15 protein-coding genes are annotated in these 19064 nt (G+C 70.4%); 5 read left to right on the top strand and 10 right to left on the bottom strand.

The features are described 5' to 3' along the window. Positions 1 to 119 precede the first annotated feature (119 nt). Positions 120 to 500, bottom strand: a complete 381-nt coding sequence (locus tag F1C12_RS01330) for a DUF3040 domain-containing protein (RefSeq protein WP_185277090.1) — start codon at positions 498 to 500, stop codon at positions 120 to 122. Positions 501 to 578: 78 nt separating this feature from the next. Between F1C12_RS01330 and F1C12_RS01325 the strand changes: the two genes are divergently transcribed. Then, positions 579 to 1700: a polyprenyl synthetase family protein gene (locus F1C12_RS01325; RefSeq protein ID WP_185277089.1), complete on the top strand. Its 1122-nt coding sequence runs from the start codon at positions 579 to 581 to the stop codon at positions 1698 to 1700. Between the two features lie 20 nt (positions 1701 to 1720). Here the strand turns inward: F1C12_RS01325 and F1C12_RS01320 are convergent, their stop codons facing one another. After that, the gene (locus F1C12_RS01320) at positions 1721 to 2062 is read right to left on the bottom strand and encodes an Rv2175c family DNA-binding protein (RefSeq protein ID WP_185277088.1); all 342 of its coding nucleotides are present in this window, start codon (positions 2060 to 2062) and stop codon (positions 1721 to 1723) included. Between the two features lie 152 nt (positions 2063 to 2214). Between F1C12_RS01320 and F1C12_RS01315 the strand changes: the two genes are divergently transcribed. Together F1C12_RS01315 and pknB are read left to right on the top strand one after the other, a co-directional pair. Then, on the top strand, positions 2215 to 3342 hold the full coding sequence (locus F1C12_RS01315) for a LysM peptidoglycan-binding domain-containing protein (RefSeq protein ID WP_185277087.1): 1128 nt from the start codon (positions 2215 to 2217) through the stop codon (positions 3340 to 3342). A gap of 97 nt (positions 3343 to 3439) precedes the next feature. After that, on the top strand, positions 3440 to 5341 hold the full coding sequence (pknB, locus tag F1C12_RS01310; protein ID WP_185277086.1) for a Stk1 family PASTA domain-containing Ser/Thr kinase: 1902 nt from the start codon (positions 3440 to 3442) through the stop codon (positions 5339 to 5341). A 95-nt stretch (positions 5342 to 5436) separates the two neighbouring features. On the opposite strand, the gene F1C12_RS01305 is transcribed toward pknB, so the two are convergent. The 3 genes from F1C12_RS01305 to F1C12_RS01295 all read right to left on the bottom strand — a co-directional run bounded on the left by F1C12_RS01305 (position 5437) and on the right by F1C12_RS01295 (position 8635). Next, positions 5437 to 6765, bottom strand: a complete 1329-nt coding sequence (locus F1C12_RS01305) for a class II 3-deoxy-7-phosphoheptulonate synthase (RefSeq protein WP_185278714.1) — start codon at positions 6763 to 6765, stop codon at positions 5437 to 5439. An 84-nt stretch (positions 6766 to 6849) separates the two neighbouring features. Then, positions 6850 to 7614, bottom strand: coding sequence for a lysophospholipid acyltransferase family protein (locus F1C12_RS01300; RefSeq protein WP_185277085.1), 765 nt, complete (start codon positions 7612 to 7614; stop codon positions 6850 to 6852). Between the two features lie 73 nt (positions 7615 to 7687). Next, positions 7688 to 8635: an ROK family glucokinase gene (locus tag F1C12_RS01295; RefSeq protein WP_185277084.1), complete on the bottom strand. Its 948-nt coding sequence runs from the start codon at positions 8633 to 8635 to the stop codon at positions 7688 to 7690. 162 nt (positions 8636 to 8797) lie between these two features. Between F1C12_RS01295 and F1C12_RS01290 the strand changes: the two genes are divergently transcribed. After that, positions 8798 to 10627: an AMP-dependent synthetase/ligase gene (locus tag F1C12_RS01290; RefSeq protein WP_185277083.1), complete on the top strand. Its 1830-nt coding sequence runs from the start codon at positions 8798 to 8800 to the stop codon at positions 10625 to 10627. Here the strand turns inward: F1C12_RS01290 and F1C12_RS01285 are convergent. The 5 genes from F1C12_RS01285 to F1C12_RS01265 form a co-directional block, all read right to left on the bottom strand. Next, the gene (locus F1C12_RS01285; protein WP_185277082.1) at positions 10624 to 11568 is read right to left on the bottom strand and encodes an endonuclease domain-containing protein; all 945 of its coding nucleotides are present in this window, start codon (positions 11566 to 11568) and stop codon (positions 10624 to 10626) included. The two genes, F1C12_RS01290 and F1C12_RS01285, sit on opposite strands and share 4 nt — an antisense overlap. 265 nt (positions 11569 to 11833) lie before the next feature. After that, positions 11834 to 12682: an NAD-dependent epimerase/dehydratase family protein gene (locus tag F1C12_RS01280; protein ID WP_185277081.1), complete on the bottom strand. Its 849-nt coding sequence runs from the start codon at positions 12680 to 12682 to the stop codon at positions 11834 to 11836. A gap of 17 nt (positions 12683 to 12699) precedes the next feature. Beyond that, entirely contained in the window at positions 12700 to 13191 is a 492-nt protein-coding gene (gene def, locus F1C12_RS01275; RefSeq protein WP_185277080.1) for a peptide deformylase, read from the bottom strand. Positions 13192 to 13238: 47 nt separating this feature from the next. Then, complete coding sequence (locus tag F1C12_RS01270) at positions 13239 to 14561, bottom strand: MinD/ParA family ATP-binding protein (RefSeq protein WP_185277079.1); 1323 nt, start codon at positions 14559 to 14561, stop codon at positions 13239 to 13241. A gap of 152 nt (positions 14562 to 14713) precedes the next feature. After that, positions 14714 to 18118: a pyruvate carboxylase gene (locus tag F1C12_RS01265; RefSeq protein ID WP_185277078.1), complete on the bottom strand. Its 3405-nt coding sequence runs from the start codon at positions 18116 to 18118 to the stop codon at positions 14714 to 14716. Positions 18119 to 18188: 70 nt separating this feature from the next. Here F1C12_RS01265 and F1C12_RS01260 point away from each other — a divergent pair, with 70 nt between their 5' ends. Then, positions 18189 to 19007: a ParA family protein gene (locus F1C12_RS01260; RefSeq protein WP_185277077.1), complete on the top strand. Its 819-nt coding sequence runs from the start codon at positions 18189 to 18191 to the stop codon at positions 19005 to 19007. The last annotated feature ends 57 nt before the right edge of the window (positions 19008 to 19064 follow it).

Here is a 19064-nt window from a genome sequence, read left to right as displayed (position 1 = left end):
TAACCCGGTGGAGGGAAATGGAGGGTGAAGGAGCCCCCGGGGAGCGCCGGGCGCACAAAAAAGGGCCGATCCGAAGATCGGCCCTCATGTCGAAGGGAAGAGGGAGCGGAGTGGAGGGGCTACTGCTGCCCGTCCTGCCGCTTGTCCCAGCGGTCGTTCATGCGGTCCATGAAGCCGGGCTGCCCGCGCGTCGGCTTGCCCGACGAGCCGGACGCCGCGGCGTCGGGATCGATCGCCACGCGCTTGCCCGGCGCGATCGCCAGCAGCACGCCGCCGAACATGATCACGAAACCGAGGATCCCGACGATGGGGAGCTGGACGAAGACGCCGGTCACGAGGACCGCCACGCCGATGACGGCGACGAGGATTCCGAGGACGATCGAGCGGTAGGCGGGGCGAGCCCGCTTGCCTCCGACCTTGGCGACGAAGTCCGCGTCGTTCTGGTAGAGACTGCGTTCCATCTCTTCGAGGAGGCGCTGCTCATGTTCTGAAAGCGGCATCCGGATCCCCCTCTTTCTAGCGGGTTCTAGGCGTTGTGTGGCCGATTGTAGCCGCACCACTCTGACTAGGCTATACGTGTGTCCGAAAGCATCCGATTCGTCGACCTCATCCAGTCAAGAATCGATGGATTCTTCGATGCGCGTGCATCCATTCTCGTCTCCATCGCCGATGAACTCTCCCCGATCGCGGCTTTTTCGAGGGATTTTCTCAGCGGCGGGAAGCGCTTCAGGGCGTTGTTCTGCTTCTGGGGCTGGCAGGCGGTCCGGACGGCGGGTGATGAGCCGGGCGAGGACGCGGCCGTGACCGCCGGCGGCCCGCTCGACGCGGTCGTCTCCGTCGCCTCCGCGCTGGAGCTGTTCCACGCCGCCGCGCTCGTGCACGACGACCTCATCGACAACTCCGACACCCGCCGAGGGGCTCCCTCCGCGCACCGCCGCTTCGAGCGGCTGCACGACCAGGAGGGCTGGCAGGGCTCGGGCGCCGCGTTCGGAACGGGAGCGGCGACGCTGCTCGGCGACTACCTGCTCATCCTCAGCGACGAGCTCTTCGACGAAGGCCTCACCCAGACCGTCAGCGCGGCGGCCAGGCGGTCGGCCCGGGCGGAGTTCAACCGGATGCGCCTGGACGTCACGGCCGGGCAGTACCTCGACATCTTCGAGGAGATCGGCTGGGCCGGGCGCCCGGACGCCGACCAGCTCGCCCGAGCCGAGCGGGTCATCGTCTACAAGTCGGCCAAGTACTCGATCGAGTCGCCGCTGCTGATCGGCGCCAGCCTCGCCGGCGCGACGGTCGGCCAGCTCGACGCCCTCCGCCGCTTCGGCCTCCCCCTCGGCATCGCGTACCAGCTGCGCGACGACCTGCTCGGCGTCTTCGGCGACGCGGAGGTCACCGGCAAGCCGAGCGGCGACGATCTGCGCGAGGGCAAGCGGACCGTCCTCATCGCGCTTACCCGGCAGGCCGTCCCGGCCGGAGCGCGGGCGACGCTGGACGAGCTGCTCGGCGACCCGGACCTGACGCCGCAGCAGATCCAGACCCTCCAGATGACGATCAGGGACTCCGGCGCCGTGGAGAAGGTGGAGCGCATGATCGCGGACAACGTCGCGAGCGCGATCGAAGCCCTCGACGAGGCGCCGATCGGGCCGGCGGCGCGCGCCCAGCTCCGCGAGCTCGCGGTGACGGTCACCCGCCGGGCGTCCTGACCGCCTGAGCGGCGCCGGGCTCAGGCCAGCGCTTGGGCGACGCGGCGCACCTCGGCCTTGCGGCCGGCGCGCAGCGCCTCGATGGGAGCCGTGCCGAGGCTCTCCTCGTCGGCGAGCAGCCAGTCCACCGCCTCGTCATCGTCGAAGCCGTTGTCGGCCAGCACGATGAGCGTGCCGTGCAGCTCGCCGAGCGGCTCCCCGTCGCGCAGGAACACGGCGGGGACCTTGAGGACGCCGTCGATGCGCTTCGCCGCGAGATGACGGTCCTCGATGAGGCGGCGGACACGGCTGACGCCGAGTCCCAGCTGCTCCACGAGGTCGGGGATGGTGAGCCACTCGGTGGCCTGGACCTGCTCGTTCACAGAGACAAGCGTGCCACGTCCGGCGGGCGATCACATGATCCAGCGAATGTTACGGTTGTGTTAACTGTTGTCACAGCAGCCACATTGGTTGACTCCTTACTCACAGTGTGTCAGCGTGGACAACGGTTTTGTCACTCATGAGGGGGTCGACCATGTCTCTGAGCGAGAGCACGAACCGGCGGATGCTGGGCACGGTGCCGATCGCGATCGCCGGTTCGATCGCGGTGACGCTCAACCTGCTCACCCCCGCGCAGGCCGCGACCGGCGAGGTGCGCGACCGGGCCCCGGAGAACCGAGACGTCACAGCGAATCGGGATGCGGGCGGAGCACGGAACACCATCCGCAGCGCCGCTGCCCCTGAGGCCTCCGCGACAGCGCCCGCCCAGGTCGAGATCGCGGCCGCACCTACCAGCTACAGAGTCCAGACCGGGGACACCGTCTCGGGCATCGCCGCACGCTTCGGCATGTCCACGGCCGCCGTGCTCGCGCTCAACGGCCTGAGCTGGAAGAGCCTGATCTTCCCCGGTCAGGTGCTCGCGCTGAGCGGCGCGGCCAAGCCGGCGGCGGCGCCGGCGCCAGCTCCGCCCGCGCCCGCACCGGCCCCGGCGGCGGCCCACGCCCCCTCCGGGACGTCGTACACCGTCGCGCGCGGCGACACCGTCAGCGGCATCGCGGCCAAGTTCGGCCTCCGCACGTCCGCCGTCCTCAGCGCCAACGGCCTGAGCGGCGCCAGCATCATCTACCCCGGCCAGAAACTCGCCATCCCCGGCATGACCACAGCGGCGGTGAACACCCCGATCGCGGCGCCCGCCACGGTCGTCACCGCGCCGGCGCCGGCGCCGACCCCGGTCATCCAGCCGGGCCAGGTCGTTCCGCTCACCGACGAGATGCGCGCCAACGCGCAGCTGATCATCCGGATCGGCCATCAGGAGGGCGTCCCCGCCCAGGGCATCGTCATCGCCCTCGCCGCGGCGGCCCAGGAGTCCGGCCTGAAGAACGTCCGCTACGGCGACCGCGACTCCCTGGGCCTGTTCCAGCAGCGCCCGAGCACCGGCTGGGGCACGCCCGACCAGGTGCTCGACCCGACCCGCGCGACGCTCGCCTTCTACGGCGGCGCGAACAACCCCAACAAGGGCCGCACCCGCGGCCTTCTCGACATCCCCGGCTGGACCTCGATGTCCGTCACGCAGGCCGCTCAGGCCGTGCAGATCTCGGCCTTCCCGACCGCCTACGCCAAGTGGGAGACCTCGGCGCGCGCGTGGCTGGCGCAGCTCGGCTGAGGGGCGCGACGCCCCGAAGGTCACAGCCGGATCACAGCCCCGGCGCACACCGGTGTTTTGCAGGTTTCCGGGCCGCCCCGTTCCCTAGACTCGATCCGTGACCACGAGCCAAACCGACCCGATGATCGGACGTCTCATCGACGGCCGCTATCAGGTGCGCTCGCGGATCGCCCGGGGCGGCATGGCGACGGTGTACCTCGCCACCGATCTGCGCCTCGAACGGCGTGTCGCGATCAAGGTCATGCACGGCCACCTGGCCGACGACAACACGTTCAAGAGCCGCTTCGTGCAGGAGGCCCGCTCGGCCGCCCGGCTCGCCCACCCCAACGTGGTCAACGTCTTCGACCAGGGCCAGGACTCCGACATGGCCTACCTGGTCATGGAGTACCTGCCCGGCATCACGCTGCGCGACCTGCTCAAGGACTACGGCAAGCTGACGCCCGAGCAGACCATCGACATCATGGAGGCCGTGCTGAGCGGTCTCGCGGCCGCGCACAAGGCCGGCATCGTGCACCGCGACCTGAAGCCCGAGAACGTCCTCCTGGCCGACGACGGCCGGATCAAGATCGGCGACTTCGGCCTCGCCCGCGCCGCCAGCGCGAACACGGCGACCGGCCAGGCCCTCCTCGGCACGATCGCCTACCTCTCCCCCGAGCTCGTCACCCGCGGCGTGGCCGACGCGCGCAGCGACATCTACGCGCTCGGCATCATGATGTACGAGATGCTGACGGGCACGCAGCCGTTCCACGGCGAGCAGCCGATGCAGATCGCCTACCAGCACGCGAACGATCCCGTCCCCGCTCCCAGCAGCGCCAACCCGGCCGTCCCGCCGGAGCTGGACGAGCTCGTGCTGTGGGCGACCGAGAAGGACCCGGACCGCCGGCCCTCCGACGCCCGCGAGATGCTCGACCGGCTGATCGAGGCCGAGAAGTCGATCCGCGGCGACGCGGTCATGCAGCCCACGATGGTGCTGCCTCCCGCGTTCGACATCGCCGACGGCGACACCCAGATCATCAACCCCGCCATCCGTCAGCAGGTCGCGTCGAGCACGCCGACCGCGACGGACACCCTGACCCGGGCCGCCGGGCGCCGGCGCGGCAAGGGCTGGTGGCTGTTCGCGCTCGTCCTGGTGCTCGCCGCGGTCGCCGGGGGCACGGGCTGGTACTTCGGCTCCGGGCCCGGCTCGTTCGTCACGGTGCCGAACGTCGTCTCCCAGGCGCCCGCCGCGGCCTCCACGACGCTGACGAACCTGGGCTTCAAGACGGTCCAGGCGCAGGAGTACAGCATCACGGTCCCCTCCGGGCAGGTCTCCAGCACCGACCCGAAGGCCGGCGCGTCGGCCAACCGCGGGAGCACGGTAACGATCCGTGTCTCGCAGGGCCCGAAGCCGGTCACCATCCCGGCCCTCGCGGGGCAGAACGTCGACGCGGCGAAGTCCGCCATCACGGGCGCGGGCGCGAAGGTCGGCGACGTCGCACAGCAGTTCGACGCCAAGGTTCCTGCGAACACGGTCATCTCGGCGGCGCGCGCCTCCGACGGCAGCGACCTCTCCGGAGGCGGCGGCTACTTCCAGGCCGCTGCGGTCAACCTCGTCGTCTCCGTCGGCCCCATCCCCGACGTCGCGGGCAAGTCGGTCTCGGCCGCGACGTCTGCGCTCGAGAAGGTCGGCCTGCACGCCACGGCGGGTCCGCAGAGCTACAGCGACACGATCGACAAGGACGACGTCATCTCGGCGCAGCCGCAGAGCCAGCCGGTGCGCCCGGGCGACACCGTCGCGCTGGAGACCTCCCGCGGGCCGCAGCCGGTGCCGGTGCCCGACGTGGTCGGGCAGACCTGGGACAAGGCCAAGGCGGCGCTTCAGGCGGCGGGCTTCCAGCTCAAGTACAGCGCAGCGGCCGACCTCCTGCCCGGCGCGTTCGTCGTCTCGAAGATCTCGCCGGACGCGGGCACCCAGGCCCCCAAGGGCTCGACGGTCACCGTCAACTTCGCCGGCTTCTGAGCGGTACCGCACCTACTCGAAGGGCACGTAAACGCCCCTAAAACGTGGTTTTAGGGGCGTTTACGTGCCCTTCAGCGTTCGCCGGCGCGGGAGATTCAGCCGCGGCTGAGCTCCTCGGAGACCAGGAAGGCCAGCTCCAGCGACTGCATGTGGTTGAGGCGCGGGTCGCACAGCGACTCGTAGCGTGTGGCGAGGGTCTCCTCGTCGATGTGCTCCGAGCCGCCCAGGCACTCGGTGACGTCGTCGCCGGTGAGCTCCACGTGGATGCCGCCCGGGTGCGTCCCCGCGGCGCGGTGCGCCTCGAAGAAGCCCTTGACCTCGTCCACGACGTCGTCGAAGCGGCGCGTCTTGTAGCCGTTCGGCGTGGTCAGCCCGTTGCCGTGCATCGGGTCGGTGACCCAGAGCGGATTGGCGTCCGAGCGCTTGACGGCCTCCAGCAGCGGCGGGAGGGCGTCGCGGATCTTGCCGGCGCCCATCCGGGTGATGAAGGTCAGGCGGCCGGGCTCGCGCTCGGGGTCGAGCGTGTCGATCAGGCGGCGCATGTCGTCGGCCGTCGTGGTCGGGCCGAGCTTGACGCCGATCGGGTTGCGGACGCGCGACAGGAAGTCGACGTGCGCGCCGTCGAGGTCGCGGGTGCGCTCACCGATCCAGACGAAGTGCGCCGACGTGTTGTACGGCGTTCCGGTGCGCGAGTCGATGCGGGTCATCGGCCGCTCGTAGTCCATCAGCAGGGCCTCATGGCTGCTGTAGAACTCCACGCGGGTCAGCTCGTCGAAGTCCGCGCCGGCGGCCTCCATGAACTTGATGGCGCGGTCGATCTCGCGGGCGAGGCCCTCGTAGCGCTGGTTGGCGGGATTCGCGGCGAAGCCCCTGTTCCAGCTGTGCACCTCGCGCAGGTCGGCGAAGCCACCCTGCGTGAAAGCGCGGATGAGGTTCAGCGTGGAGGCGGCCGTGTGGTAGCCCTGGATCAGCCGGCGTGGGTCGGCCGCGCGCGACTCCGGGGTGAAGTCGTACCCGTTGACGATGTCGCCGCGGTAGGCCGGCAGCGTCACGCCGCCGCGGGTCTCGGTGTCGCTGGAGCGGGGCTTGGCGAACTGCCCGGCCATCCGGCCCATCTTGATGACGGGGACGGAGGCGCCGTAGGTCAGCACGACGGCCATCTGCAGCACGGTCTTGACGCGGTTACGGATCTGGTCCGCGGTCGCTCCCGCGAACGTCTCGGCGCAGTCTCCGCCCTGGAGCAGGAACGCCTTGCCCTCCGCCGCGCGGGCGAGCCGGGTGCGGAGCTGGTCCACCTCGCCGGCGAACACCAGCGGCGGCAGGGTCGCGATCTCCGCGGACGCCGCGGCCGCGGCCTCCGGGTCCGGCCACTGCGGCTGCTGCTTGATCGGGAGCGTGCGCCAATAGTCCAGGCCCTCGATCACGGAGTCGTCAGGTTTCACGACGGGATCTGTGGTCTGCAGCACTGTTCTGTTTCCGCTCGGTCGGGTGTATTGGGATACCCGAGCCTATCGCGCCGGACGGGCCTCCGGAGCCGAGGGAGCGGATTGTGACGGGACCGCGACCGGCGGCGGGGAGGCCGGGTCGGCGGCGAGGGCGGCGCGCTTCTCCTTGACCGTGCTGGCGTAGACGTCCACGTACTCCTGGGCGCCGAGCCCGTGCAGCGCGTACATGATCTCGTCGGTGACCGAGCGGAGGATGAAGCGATCGCCCTCCATGCCCTCGAAGCGGGAGAAGTCGAGCGGTTCGCCGATGATGATGCCGATCCGGCCGATGCGCGGCAGCCGCTTGCCGATCGGCATGATCTCCGCAGTGTCGATCATCGCGACGGGGACGACGGGGACGCCGGCCTCCAGGATCATGCGCGCGACGCCGGTGCGGCCGCGGTACAGCTTGCCGTCGGGGCTGCGGGTGCCCTCCGGGTAGATGCCGAGGATCTCGCCGCGCGCCAGGACCGCCAGGCCGGTGTTGAGCGACGCCTCGGAGGCTTTGCCTCCCGAGCGGTCGATGGGGAGCTGGCCGGTGGCGTTCATGAACGCGCGCGTGGCCCAGCCCTTCAGGCCGCGCCGGGTGAAGTAGTCGCTCTTGGCGAGGAAGGAGACGTGGCGGTCGACGACGATCGGCAGGAAGATCGAGTCGATGAACGACAGGTGGTTGCTGGCGAGGATGACGGCGCCGTTCGCCGGGACGTTCTCCAGCCCCACGACCCAGGGACGGAAGACTCCCCGGAGCAGCGGCCCCGCGATCAGGTTCTTCATCAGCCAGTAGAACATCGATCGAAAGCCTAGTGCCCTGCTCCGCTCACCGGGAGAACCGGCTCACGACGCATTCCCGCGGCGGCACGTGTCAGAGCGCTGCGTGCAGGCGCGCCAGGTCGGCCGCGCCGACCACTCCGGCGTCATTGACCAGCTCCGCGATCTTGAACTCCGGCTCCGGGTGGTAGCCGCGCGCCGGCAGGTTCTCGAGGTACGCCTGACGGATCGGCTCCAGCAGCAGCTCCCCCGCCTGGGCGACGCCGCCGCCGAACACGAACAGCTGCGGGTCGAGGATGGCGCCGAGGCTCGCGCAGGCCTGGCCGAGCCAGTCGCCGAGCTGGCGCAGGGCGGCGAGCGCGCCGGGGTCGCCCGCCATGATGAGGCCGGAGATGTCGCTGCCGCTCAGCTCGCCCTTCCGCATCCGGATGTCGGCGAGCGACTGCCCGATGCCGCCCGCGTCGGCGAGCTCGTTCGCCATCCGCTGCAGCGCCCGGCCGGAGCCGTACTGCTCGATGCAGCCGTGCGCGCCGCAGCCGCACGGCAGGCCGCCGGGGACCACGCGCATGTGGCCGATCTCCGCCCCGGCGCCGAAGCCGCCGCGGAACAGCCGGTCGTTGCTGACGATCGCGCCGCCGACGCCGGTGCCGATGGTGAGGATGACCATGTCGCTGACCAGCCGGCCGGCGCCGTAGCGGAACTCCGCCCAGCCCGCCGCGTTGGCGTCGTTCTCGATCAGCACCGGGAGGTCGATGCGCTTCTCGAGCTTCTCCCGGAACGGCTCGTGCCGCCAGTTGATGTTCGGCGCGTAGTACACGGTGGACTGCGCCGCGTCGATGAAGCCCGCGGCGGCGACGCCCGCCCCCGCGATCTCCTCCGGCCCGTCCGACAGCCGCTCGATCATCGCGACGACGGCGTTCTCGATCTCCTCGGGGCGCGTCGCGTCGGTCGGCACCCGGTCCTCGCGGACGATCGCGCCGAGCTCGTCGACGACGGCTCCCGCGATCTTGGTCCCGCCGATGTCGATTCCGATGGCGTGCACAGGCGGGCCCCTTCCGGGTGGGCGTGGGTCGGGTGGAGGTGATGGTCGCGGACCGGGCCGTCTCGGGAGACTCCCTGCCGCACCATCTAGAGTGTAATCAACCACTGCGAGCCGGAGCGATTCGGCCCGATTACCCGCCCGCCCGGTATCGAGGGAGCTACCGTGAACCAGTTCGAAACCCCCGCCGTCGTCCCCGCCGACCCGGAGGCCAACGCGACGGACCTGCTCGTGCAGCGGGTCGCAGCGACTCCGGATGCCGCGCTGTTCAGCATCCCGGACGGAGACGGCTGGCGGGATGTGACCGCCGCGGAGTTCCACCGCCAGGTCGTCGCGCTCGCCAAGGGCCTGGTCGCCGCCGGCATCCAGCCGGGCGACATGATCGGCCTGATGTGCAAGACCCGCTACGAGTGGACGCTGATCGACTTCGCCACCTGGTTCGCCGGGGCCGTGCTCGTGCCGATCTACGAGACGTCGTCGCCCGCGCAGGTGCAGTGGAACATGTCCGACTCCGGCGCGAAGGCCGTCATCCTGGAGACCGCGGAGATGTTCTCCCGGTTCGACGAGGTGCACGCCGACCTCCCCCTCATCCAGGACGTCTGGCAGCTTCACCTGGGCGACCTCGACAAGCTCGTCGCCGCCGGTGTGGACGTGCCGGACGCCGAGATCGAGCGCCGCAGGAACCTGGCCCGCGGCGAGGACATCGGCACCCTGATCTACACCTCCGGCTCGACCGGCCGCCCCAAGGGCTGCGTGCTCACGCACTCCAACTTCGTCGAGCTGTCTCGCAACTCCGCCGAGGCGCTGAAGGAGGTCGTGATGCAGCCGGGCGGCGCCTCCACGCTGCTCTTCATCACGACCGCCCACGTCTTCGCCCGCTTCATCGCCGCGCTGTGCGTCACCGCCGGCGTGAAGGTCGGCCACCAGGCGGACACCAAGCAGCTGCTGCCGGCGCTGGCGAGCTTCAAGCCGACCTTCCTGCTGGCGGTGCCGCGCGTGTTCGAGAAGGTCTACAACTCGGCCGAGCAGAAGGCGGAGGCCGGCGGCCGCGGCAAGATCTTCCGCGCCGCCGCCGAGGTGGCTGTCGAGCACTCGAAGGCCGTCGAGGCCGGCTCGGTGCCGTTCGGGCTCAAGCTGAAGTTCGCCCTCTACGACCGGCTGGTGTTCTCCAAGCTGCGCGCAGCGATGGGCGGCCGCGTGAAGTACGCCGTCTCGGGCTCGGCGCCGCTCGGCGCGCACCTCGGCCACTTCTTCCACAGCCTCGGCATCAAGATCCTGGAGGGCTACGGCCTGACCGAGACCACGGCGCCGGCGACGGTCAACCGTCCCGACATGTTCAAGATCGGCACCGTCGGCCCTGCCCTCCCCGGCGTCGACCTGCGGCTCGCCGCCGACGGCGAAGTCCAGGTCAGGGGCGTCAACGTCTTCAAGGAGTATTGGAAGAACCCGGAGGCCACCGCCGCGGCGTTCGACGACGGCTGGTTCCGCACCGGCGACCTCGGCTCGTTCGATGACGACGGCTACCTGACCATCACGGGCCGCAAGAAGGAGATCATCGTCACCGCGGGCGGCAAGAACGTCTCCCCCGCCGTGCTGGAGGACCCGATCCGAGCGAACCCGCTGGTCGGCCAGGTGATCGTGGTCGGCGACCAGAAGCCTTTCATCGCGGCACTGGTGACCCTCGACACCGAGATGCTGCCGACCTGGCTGGCGAACAACGGCGAGGACAAGGACATGACCCTCGCCGAGGCGTCGGTGAACCCGGCGGTGAACGCCGAGATCCAGCGCGCGATCGACGCGGCCAACCAGGGCGTCTCCCGCGCCGAGAGCATCCGCAAGTTCGTCATCCTCGCCACGGAGCTGACGGAGGCCAGCGGCCACCTCACTCCGAAGCTCAGCATCAAGCGCAACGTGATCCTCGCCGACTTCGCCGACGTGATCGACGGCGTCTACAGCGGCAACCCGAGCACGCAGGGGATCTCGCTGGCGCACTAGCCGCCCCACGATTCGTGCCGAATGTCGCCTTTGGCGCCGCCAAAGGCGACATTCGGCACGAATCGGTTGAGGCGTTGGGCGAACGATTCACGGTCGCCGAACAGATCGTGCGCGGTCACCCGGACGACGCGCCAGCCGTGCGACTCGAGGAGGTCGCGCCGCTCGATGTCCACGTGCCACTGCCGGCGGTCCACGCGGTGCCCGTCGCCTTCGTATTCGAAGGCAAGCCTCCGGTCCGGGATGGAGAGGTCCGGGTGCAGCTCCGGACGCCGGCGCCCCACCTTGACCGGGACGTTGACCTCGAGTCCGCGGTAGCCTCGAGCCTCCAGGAACAGACGCAACAGCGTCTCGGGCCGCGAATCCGTGCCCGGGCGAATCCGGGGCAGCGCCCAAGCGCGTGCACGTGCACCCTTGGTGCGTTGCAGCTCGTCCGCCGCGACGACGAGTTCATCGAGAGCGGCGACAGCCGGTCGCCTGCGCGCGCCGACCAGATAGTCCCCCGCCGCCACGAGATCCTCGCGGGAGAGCATTCCGGAAAGCTGGCACCAGAGGTGCGCCGCCGAACTGACCGGGAGGCCGTCGACGATCCCACCCGCCAGGCTCCCCAGGCTGTGCCCCACCACCCCGCGGCCGCGCGGCGGAGATCGCGGGAACTCCACGGACACGTGGAGCGGCTCGTCGTCCGCAGCGGTCGGCATCGGCACGCCGAGAAGCGCCGCACCGGTCCGATGGCTGAAGTACGCGCCCTCAGCCAGGAGCGGAAGGTACGCATGGCACCGTTCCCGAAGCGATTCCGGCGCCACCGACAGATGGATGCCGTGGAACGGATTGTGAAGGTCTCGGGCGCGCAGGCGAGACGCGCTCACCCCCGCGCGGCGTGCGTCCGATGGGGTGAAGGCGACGCCGGTCAGCGCAGCCGGAAGCGGATGTGGTGTTCGCATGCCCCCATCGTGGCTGCCACGCGCGCCGCGATCCGTCGCACAAGCACATCCGTGGAGAACCCGCGTTCTCCACATCCACCCGCGCCCACGCGATTCGTCACGAATCGCGCCTCACGTTCCCGCGCACATTCGTGCCGAATGTCGCGAATCGCACGGCCAAACGCGACATTCGGCACGAATCGTCAGTTCGCGCCACGGTGCGATTCGGCACGAATGTTGCGAATGGCGCAGCCATACGCGACATTCGGCACGAATCGCGGAAGGGCTACACCTCGTCGCGCCAGGAGTGCTGGGGGTCGTACCCCAGCACCCGGCGCGCCTTGTCGATCGACAGCAGGGTCTCGGTGTTGTCGAGGTCGTCGCGCTTCAGCGGGACGCCCGGGAAGACCTCGGCGACCAGCTCGGCGTTCGGGCGGCTCATCACGGTGTCCGCCGCCGCGATGATGAAGCGGTCGAAGCCGGTCGTGTCCCACTCCAGGGCCTTCTGGATGGCCTGGGCGCCGTCGCGGGCGTCGATGTAGCCCCACAGGTTCCACTTGCGCGCCCGCGCGTCCGCGTCGTACGACGGGAAGGCGGCGTAGTCGGCCGGCTCCATCACGTTGGAGAAGCGCAGCGCAACGATCTTCAGCGACGGGTCCCAGCGGGTCAGCTCGATCGCCATCTGCTCCTCGAGGTGCTTGACCAGCGAGTAGGTCGACTCCGGGCGCGCCGGGTAGTCCTCGTCGACCGGGATGTAGGGCGGCGGCACGTCGAACGGGAGACCGAGCACGGTCTCGCTGGACGCGTAGACGACGTTCTTGATGCCGGCCCGGCGCGCGGCCTGGAAGACGTTGTACGTGACGCGGATGTTGTTGTGGAACGTGGCGACGTCGCTGAGGATGCCCGGCGCCGGGATGGCGGCGAGGTGCACGATCGCGTCGAAGCCGTCGTGCAGGTCGTTCACCCCGAGGATCGCGTCCACCGTCTGGCCGTAGTCGGTCAGGTCGACGCGCACGAAGCCGCTGCCGCGCTCCCCTGTCGCGTCCAGGTTGACGACGGTGTGACCCGCCGCGCGTAGTTCGCGGACGACTGTGCGTCCGAGCTTGCCCGATCCTCCGGTGACTGCGATGTCCATGCACCGAGTCTACGGACTCAGAACCAGTCGCTCTCCCGCACCTGGCGCATCGCCTCGCGGCGGGTGTCCTTGTCGAGGCGGTCGAGGTAGAGCTTGCCGTCCAGGTGGTCGGTCTCGTGCTGCAGCGCCTGCGCCATCACGCCGGTGCCGGAGAGCTCGATCTCGTTGCCGTCCAGGTCGATGCCGCGCACCCGCGCGAACGGGTAGCGCGCCGTCTTGAACCACAAGCCGGGCACCGAGAGGCAGCCCTCGTCGACCAGCTCGGGCTCGCCGGAGACCTCCACGAGCTCTGGATTGATGATGTAGCCGACCTCACCGTCGACGTTGTAGCTGAACGCCCGGAGGCCGACGCCGATCTGCGGGGCAGCGACGCCCGCGCGCCCCGGCGGGATCACGCTGTCGATCAGGTCCTCGACCAGGCCGCGGACGCCCTCGTCGATGTCGCCGACGGGCGCGGACGGGGTCTTCAGGACGGGGTCGCCGAACAGGCGGATCTGACGTTCGGTCACGGGGGTCTCCTAGAGCGCGGGCTGCGCGGGGTGGGACGGGAGCGGGATCAGGCGCGCTCGGCGGGCAGGCCCTCCACCACGAGCGCGGCGAGCGCCCGGGCGGACAGCTTGGTCAGGGGCTTGAGGTCCTTCCAGTTGACCACGGAGCCGGCGGCGAGCTGCGGGTCGTACGGGATGCGGACGATCTCGCGCACGCGCGAGCGGAAGTGCGACTCGATCTCCTCGAGCTTCACCAGGTTGGTCGCGTGGGTCGCGGTGTTGAGGGCGACGACGGCGTTGCGGACCAGGTCCGTGTAGCCGTTCGCCTCCAGCCAGGTCAGCGTCTCGGAGGCCAGCCGCGCCTCGTCCACGCTGCCGCCGGAGACGATCACGATCTCGTCGGCGCGCTGCAGGGTCGCCCGCATGACCGAGTGGACGATGCCGGTGCCGCAGTCGGTCAGCACGATCGAGTAGAACCGGGCTGCGAGGTCCGCGACCACGTTGTAGTCGTTCTCGTCGAAGGCCTCCGACAGCAGCGGGTCGGTGTCCGACGCGAGGATGTCGAGCCGGGTCTCGTCGCGGGACACCAGCGCGGAGAAATCGGTGAAGCCGCCGATGCTCGCCGCCTTGTGCACCACATCGCGCACGGTCGCGCGGGTCTGCTTGGGGACGCGCTCGGACAGCGTGCCGCGGTCGGGGTTGGCGTCGACCGCGATGATGCGGTCCTCGCGCGCGTCGGCCAGCGCCATTCCGAGCAGCGTCGTGATGGTGGTCTTGCCGACGCCGCCCTTGCGGGTGAGCACCGGGACGAACCGGGTGCCGCCCTCGAACTGCTTCTGGATGCGGTGGTCGAGCTCCTTGCGGGCGCGGACCTTGGCGGAGTCGCCGAGGTTCACCGTGCGGAAGGTCGTGTTGTAGACGAAGCGCTGCCACGGACCCTCGGGGCCGGGGCGCGTCTTGCGGTTGACCTCCAGCAGGCGGTCGGCGGTCAGCATCGCCGCGGGCTCGGGCTGCGGCGAGTGCTCGCCGCGCAGCCGGTCGCGACGCGATTGGGCGTACGCGTCGTGCGTGTCGTGGCCGGGCAGCGGCACGACGTCGTCGGCCGGCGCGTCCTTCTGCGTCGGCGTCGGGCCGGTCGCCAGCCGCGAGGCGACGATCGCGACGGAGGTCGTGGTCGGCTCGGTCGGCGACGCGACGAAGCCCGGGTCGACCGGGACGTCGTCGATCGCGACGGCGGCCTCGTCCTCCGGGACCTCCTGGGGCGGCGCGGGAGGCAGGTCGACGGCGATGCTCAGCTTCGTGTCGATCTCGAGCGGGGACGGTGTGAACCTCGTCTCCCCGTCCCGCGGCACGAGGTCGCCGCGCTCCGGCTCCTCCGGCTTGTCTGCCACGCTTGCACTCCTTCTGCCGCACGACGGCGGCACTGCGACAGTTTATCGGGCCGCCCGCCCGCACTGACAGCAAACGCCCTGCGGGGGCCGCCGTCCAGCACACGCGCCGCAGCGCTCCCCGCCGGTGCGGAGAGCGCTGCGGAGGGAGCCGGTCAGGCGGGCGTGATGACGACCAGGAGGTCGCCGGCGTCCACCTGCTGGGTCTTCGGGATGGCGAGGCGCTCGATCGTGCCGGCGATGGGCGCCGTGATCGCGGCCTCCATCTTCATGGCCTCGATCGACGCGACGGCCTGGCCCGCGGAGACGACGTCGCCGGGAACCACCTGCAGGGTCACCACACCCGAGAACGGCGCGGCCACCTGGCCGGGCTTCGCGGAGTCGGCCTTCTCGGCGGCCTTCGTCTCGACCACGATGCCGCGGTCGCGCACGAACACCGGCCGGAGCTGGCCGTTGAGCGTGGTCATGACGGTGCGCATGCCCTTCTCGTCGGCCTCGCCGATGGCCTCCAGCCCGATGTAGAGCCGCACGCCCTTGCTGAACTCGATGACGTGCTCCTCGCCGGACGCCAGTCCGTAGAGGTAGTCCACCGAGTCGACCACCGAGAGGTCGCCGAACAGCTCGCGCATCTGCTCCTGGATGCGGGTCGGGCCGGGGAAGAGCAGCCGGTTGAGCGTCGACCGGCGCTCGGCGCTGGAGCCTTCCAGAGCCTGCGCGTCGGCGGCGGAGAGGTCTTCGACCCCGACCTTGACGGTCTTGCCCGCGAGCACCTTGGTGCGGAACGGCTCCGGCCAGCCGCCCGGGAGCTCGCCCAGCTCGCCGGCCATGAAGCCGACGACCGAGTCCGGGATGTCGTAGTTCTGGGGGTTCTCGGCGAAGTCGTCCGGGTCGGCGCGGACCGCCGCCAGGTGCAGGGCGAGGTCGCCGACGACCTTGGAGGACGGCGTGACCTTGGGGATGCGGCCCAGGATCCGGTTGGCCGCGGCGTACATGTCCTCGACCAGCTCGAAGTCCTCCGCGAGGCCCAGCGCCTTGGCCTGCTGGCGCAGGTTGGAGAGCTGGCCTCCGGGGATCTCGTGCTTGTACACGCGTCCCGTGGGGCCGGGCAGGCCCGACTCGAACGGGCGGTAGACCTGGCGCACGGCCTCCCAGTACGGCTCGAGGTCCTCGACCGCGCTCAGCGAGATGCCGGTGTCGCGCTCGGTGTGGGCCAGGGCAGCGACGAGGGCGGAGGCGCTCGGCTGGCTGGTGGTGCCCGCCATCGGGGCGCTTGCCACGTCGACCGCGTCGGCGCCCGCGCGCGAGGCCGCGAGCAGCGTCGCGAGCTGGCCACCCGGGGTGTCGTGGGTGTGCACGTGGACCGGGAGGTCGAACCGCTCGCGGAACGCGCCAACCAGCTTCTCGGCGGCGGCCGGGCGCAGCAGACCGGCCATGTCCTTGATCGCGAGGATGTGCGCGCCGGACTCCACGATCTGCTCCGCGAGGCGCAGGTAGTAGTCGAGGGTGTAGAGCTCCTCGGCCGGGTCGAGCAGGTCGGCGGTATAGCAGACCGCGACCTCCGCGATGGAGCTGCCGGTGGCGAGCACCGACTCGATGGCGGGGCGCATCTGCGACACGTCGTTGAGGGCGTCGAAGATGCGGAAGATGTCCACACCGGTCGCGGCGGCCTCGCGCACGAACGCGTCGGTCACCTGCGTCGGGTACGGCGTGTAGCCGACCGTGTTGCGGCCGCGCAGCAGCATCTGGATGTTGATGTTCGGCAGCGCCTCGCGCAGGGCGGCGAGCCGCTCCCACGGGTCCTCGCCCAGGAAGCGCAGCGCGACGTCGTAGGTCGCGCCTCCCCAGGCCTCCACCGAGAGCAGCTCGGGGGTGAGCCGGGCGACGTAGGGCGCGACGGCGAGGAGGTCCTTGGTGCGCACGCGCGTCGCGAGCAGCGACTGGTGCGCGTCGCGGAAGGTGGTCTCAGTGACCGCGAGGGCGGTCTGGGCGCGCAGCGCGTCGGCGAAGCCCTTCGGGCCGAGCTCGAGGAGCTTCTGCCGCGAGCCGGCCGGAGCGGGGACGCTCAGGTCGAGGTGCGGGAGCTTCTCCACCGGGTCGGCGACCTCGGGGCGCGGGCCGTTCGGCTGGTTGACGGTCACGTCGGCCAGCCAGTTGAGCACCTTGGTGCCGCGGTCCTTGGACTCCCGGCCCTTGAACAGCTCCGGCCGCTCCTCGATGAAGGAGGTGGAGACGTTTCCGGCGATGAAGTCCGGGTCCTCCATGACCGCCTGCAGGAACGGGATGTTCGTGGCGACGCCGCGGACGCGGAACTCGGCCAGCGCGCGCCGCGCGCGCAGCACAGCGGCCGGGAAGTCGCGGCCGCGCGTGATGAGCTTGGCCAGCATCGAGTCGAAGTGCGGGCTGATCTGGGCGCCCGGGTTGATCGTGCCGCCGTCCAGGCGGATGCCGGCGCCGCCCGGCGAGCGGTAGGTCGTGATCTTGCCGGTGTCGGGGCGGAAGCCGGCGGTCGGGTCCTCGGTGGTGATGCGGCACTGGAGGGCGGCGCCGCGCATCTGCACCGAGTCCTGGCTGAGGCCGAGGTCGGCGAGGGTCTCCCCCGCCGCGATGCGGATCTGCGACTGCACCAGGTCGACGTCGGTGATCTCCTCGGTGACCGTGTGCTCCACCTGGATGCGCGGGTTCATCTCGATGAAGACGTGCTCACCCGCACGGTCGCCCGCGGTGTCGAGGAGGAACTCGACCGTTCCCGCGTTCTCGTAGCCGATCGACTTCGCGAAGGCGATGGCGTCGCGGTAGAGCGACTGGCGGATCTCGTCCGACAGGTTCGGAGCCGGCGCGATCTCGACCACCTTCTGGTGGCGGCGCTGCACCGAGCAGTCGCGCTCGAACAGGTGGATGGTGTCGCCCTGGCCGTCCGCGAGGATCTGCACCTCGATGTGGCGGGGCCGCAGGACGGCCTGCTCCAGGAACATGGTCGGGTCGCCGAACGCGCTGTCGGCTTCGCGCATGGCCTCCTCGAGCGCCGCGCGCAGGTCCTCCTTGCGGGCGACCCGGCGCATGCCGCGGCCGCCGCCGCCGGCGACCGCCTTGGCGAAGATCGGGAAGCCGATGGCGTCGGCGCCGGCCAGCAGCTCCTCGATGTCGCGCGACGGCGGAGTGGACTTGAGGACGGGGACGCCCGCGGCGATCGCGTGCTCCTTCGCCGTCACCTTGTTGCCGGCCATCTCGAGCACTTCGGCGCGCGGGCCGATGAACGCGATGCCCGCGGCTCGGGCGGCCTCGGCGAGCTCCGGGTTCTCGGAGAGGAAGCCGTAGCCCGGGTAGATCGCGTCGGCGCCGGACTCCTGGGCGACCCTGATGATCTCCTGGACATCCAGGTAGGCGCGCACCGGGTGGCCCGGCTCCCCGATCTGGTAGGCCTCGTCCGCCTTCAGCCGGTGCATCGAGTTGCGGTCTTCGTAGGGGAAGACGGCGACCGTGGCGGCGCCCAGTTCGTAGGCGGCGCGGAAGGCCCTGATGGCGATTTCACCGCGGTTGGCAACGAGGATCTTACGGAACATGGGGACCTTTCGAGCAGGGGTCGGCACCACACAGCAAACGGTTAGGTACTCCAAGACTAGTGAAGGTAACGTGGCTGTCGTGCACGTACTCAGCGTTAGTTCCCTCAAGGGCGGTGTCGGAAAGACCACGGTGACACTTGGTCTGGCCTCGGCGGCGTTCGCGAAAGGGCTCCGTACGCTGGTCGTCGACCTCGACCCGCAGTCCGACGTCTCGACCGGCATGGACATCCAGGTCGCCGGTCATCTGAACGTCGCGGACGTGCTCGCGTCCCCCAAGGAGAAGATCGTCCGCGCGGCGATCGCGCCCTCCGGCTGGACGAGGGGACGCCCGGGCAAGGTCGACGTCATGATCGGGAGCCCGTCGGCGATCAACTTCGACGGCCCGCACCCGAGCATCCGCGACATCTGGAAGCTCGAGGAGGCGCTGGCCAACGTCGAGCACGACTACGACCTCGTCCTGATCGACTGCGCCCCGTCGCTCAACGCGCTCACCCGCACCGCCTGGGCGGCCAGCGACCGCGTGGCCGTCGTGACCGAGCCCGGCCTGTTCTCGGTGGCCGCGGCCGACCGCGCGCTGCGCGCGATCGAGGAGATCCGCCGCGGCCTCTCGCCGCGCCTCCAGCCGCTCGGCATCATCGTGAACCGCGCCCGCGTGCAGTCGCTGGAGCACCAGTTCCGCATCAAGGAGCTGCGCGACATGTTCGGCCCGCTGGTGCTCTCGCCCCAGCTGCCCGAGCGCACCTCGCTGCAGCAGGCCCAGGGCGCTGCGAAGCCGCTGCACGTCTGGCCGGGCGAGAGCGCCCAGGAGATGGCGCACAACTTCGACATGCTGCTGGAGCGCGTGCTCCGCACCGCGAAGATCGGCGAGTACGCGGTCGCGGGCAACTAGACCCGAATCCCGCCCCTCCTCTTCCGTAACTCCGGAAAACTATGAGAACGCGCCCGG

Source organism: Leifsonia shinshuensis, assembly GCF_014217625.1.
GTDB classification, from domain to species: Bacteria; Actinomycetota; Actinomycetes; order Actinomycetales; family Microbacteriaceae; genus Leifsonia; species Leifsonia shinshuensis_A.
Note: the sequence above shows the minus strand (reverse complement) of the source record. Positions and strands in the feature narration are given on the sequence as shown.

What these genes read in the sequence shown, in the direction of transcription:
- F1C12_RS01330 (WP_185277090.1), bottom strand. Translation starts at nt 500, where the DNA reads ATGCCGCTTTCAGAACATGAGCAGCGCCTCCTCGAAGAGATGGAACGC.
- F1C12_RS01315 (WP_185277087.1), top strand. Translation starts at nt 2,215, where the DNA reads ATGTCTCTGAGCGAGAGCACGAACCGGCGGATGCTGGGCACGGTGCCG.
- F1C12_RS01300 (WP_185277085.1), bottom strand. Translation starts at nt 7,614, where the DNA reads ATGTTCTACTGGCTGATGAAGAACCTGATCGCGGGGCCGCTGCTCCGG.
- F1C12_RS01285 (WP_185277082.1), bottom strand. Translation starts at nt 11,568, where the DNA reads ATGCGAACACCACATCCGCTTCCGGCTGCGCTGACCGGCGTCGCCTTC.
- F1C12_RS01280 (WP_185277081.1), bottom strand. Translation starts at nt 12,682, where the DNA reads ATGGACATCGCAGTCACCGGAGGATCGGGCAAGCTCGGACGCACAGTC.
- F1C12_RS01265 (WP_185277078.1), bottom strand. Translation starts at nt 18,118, where the DNA reads ATGTTCCGTAAGATCCTCGTTGCCAACCGCGGTGAAATCGCCATCAGG.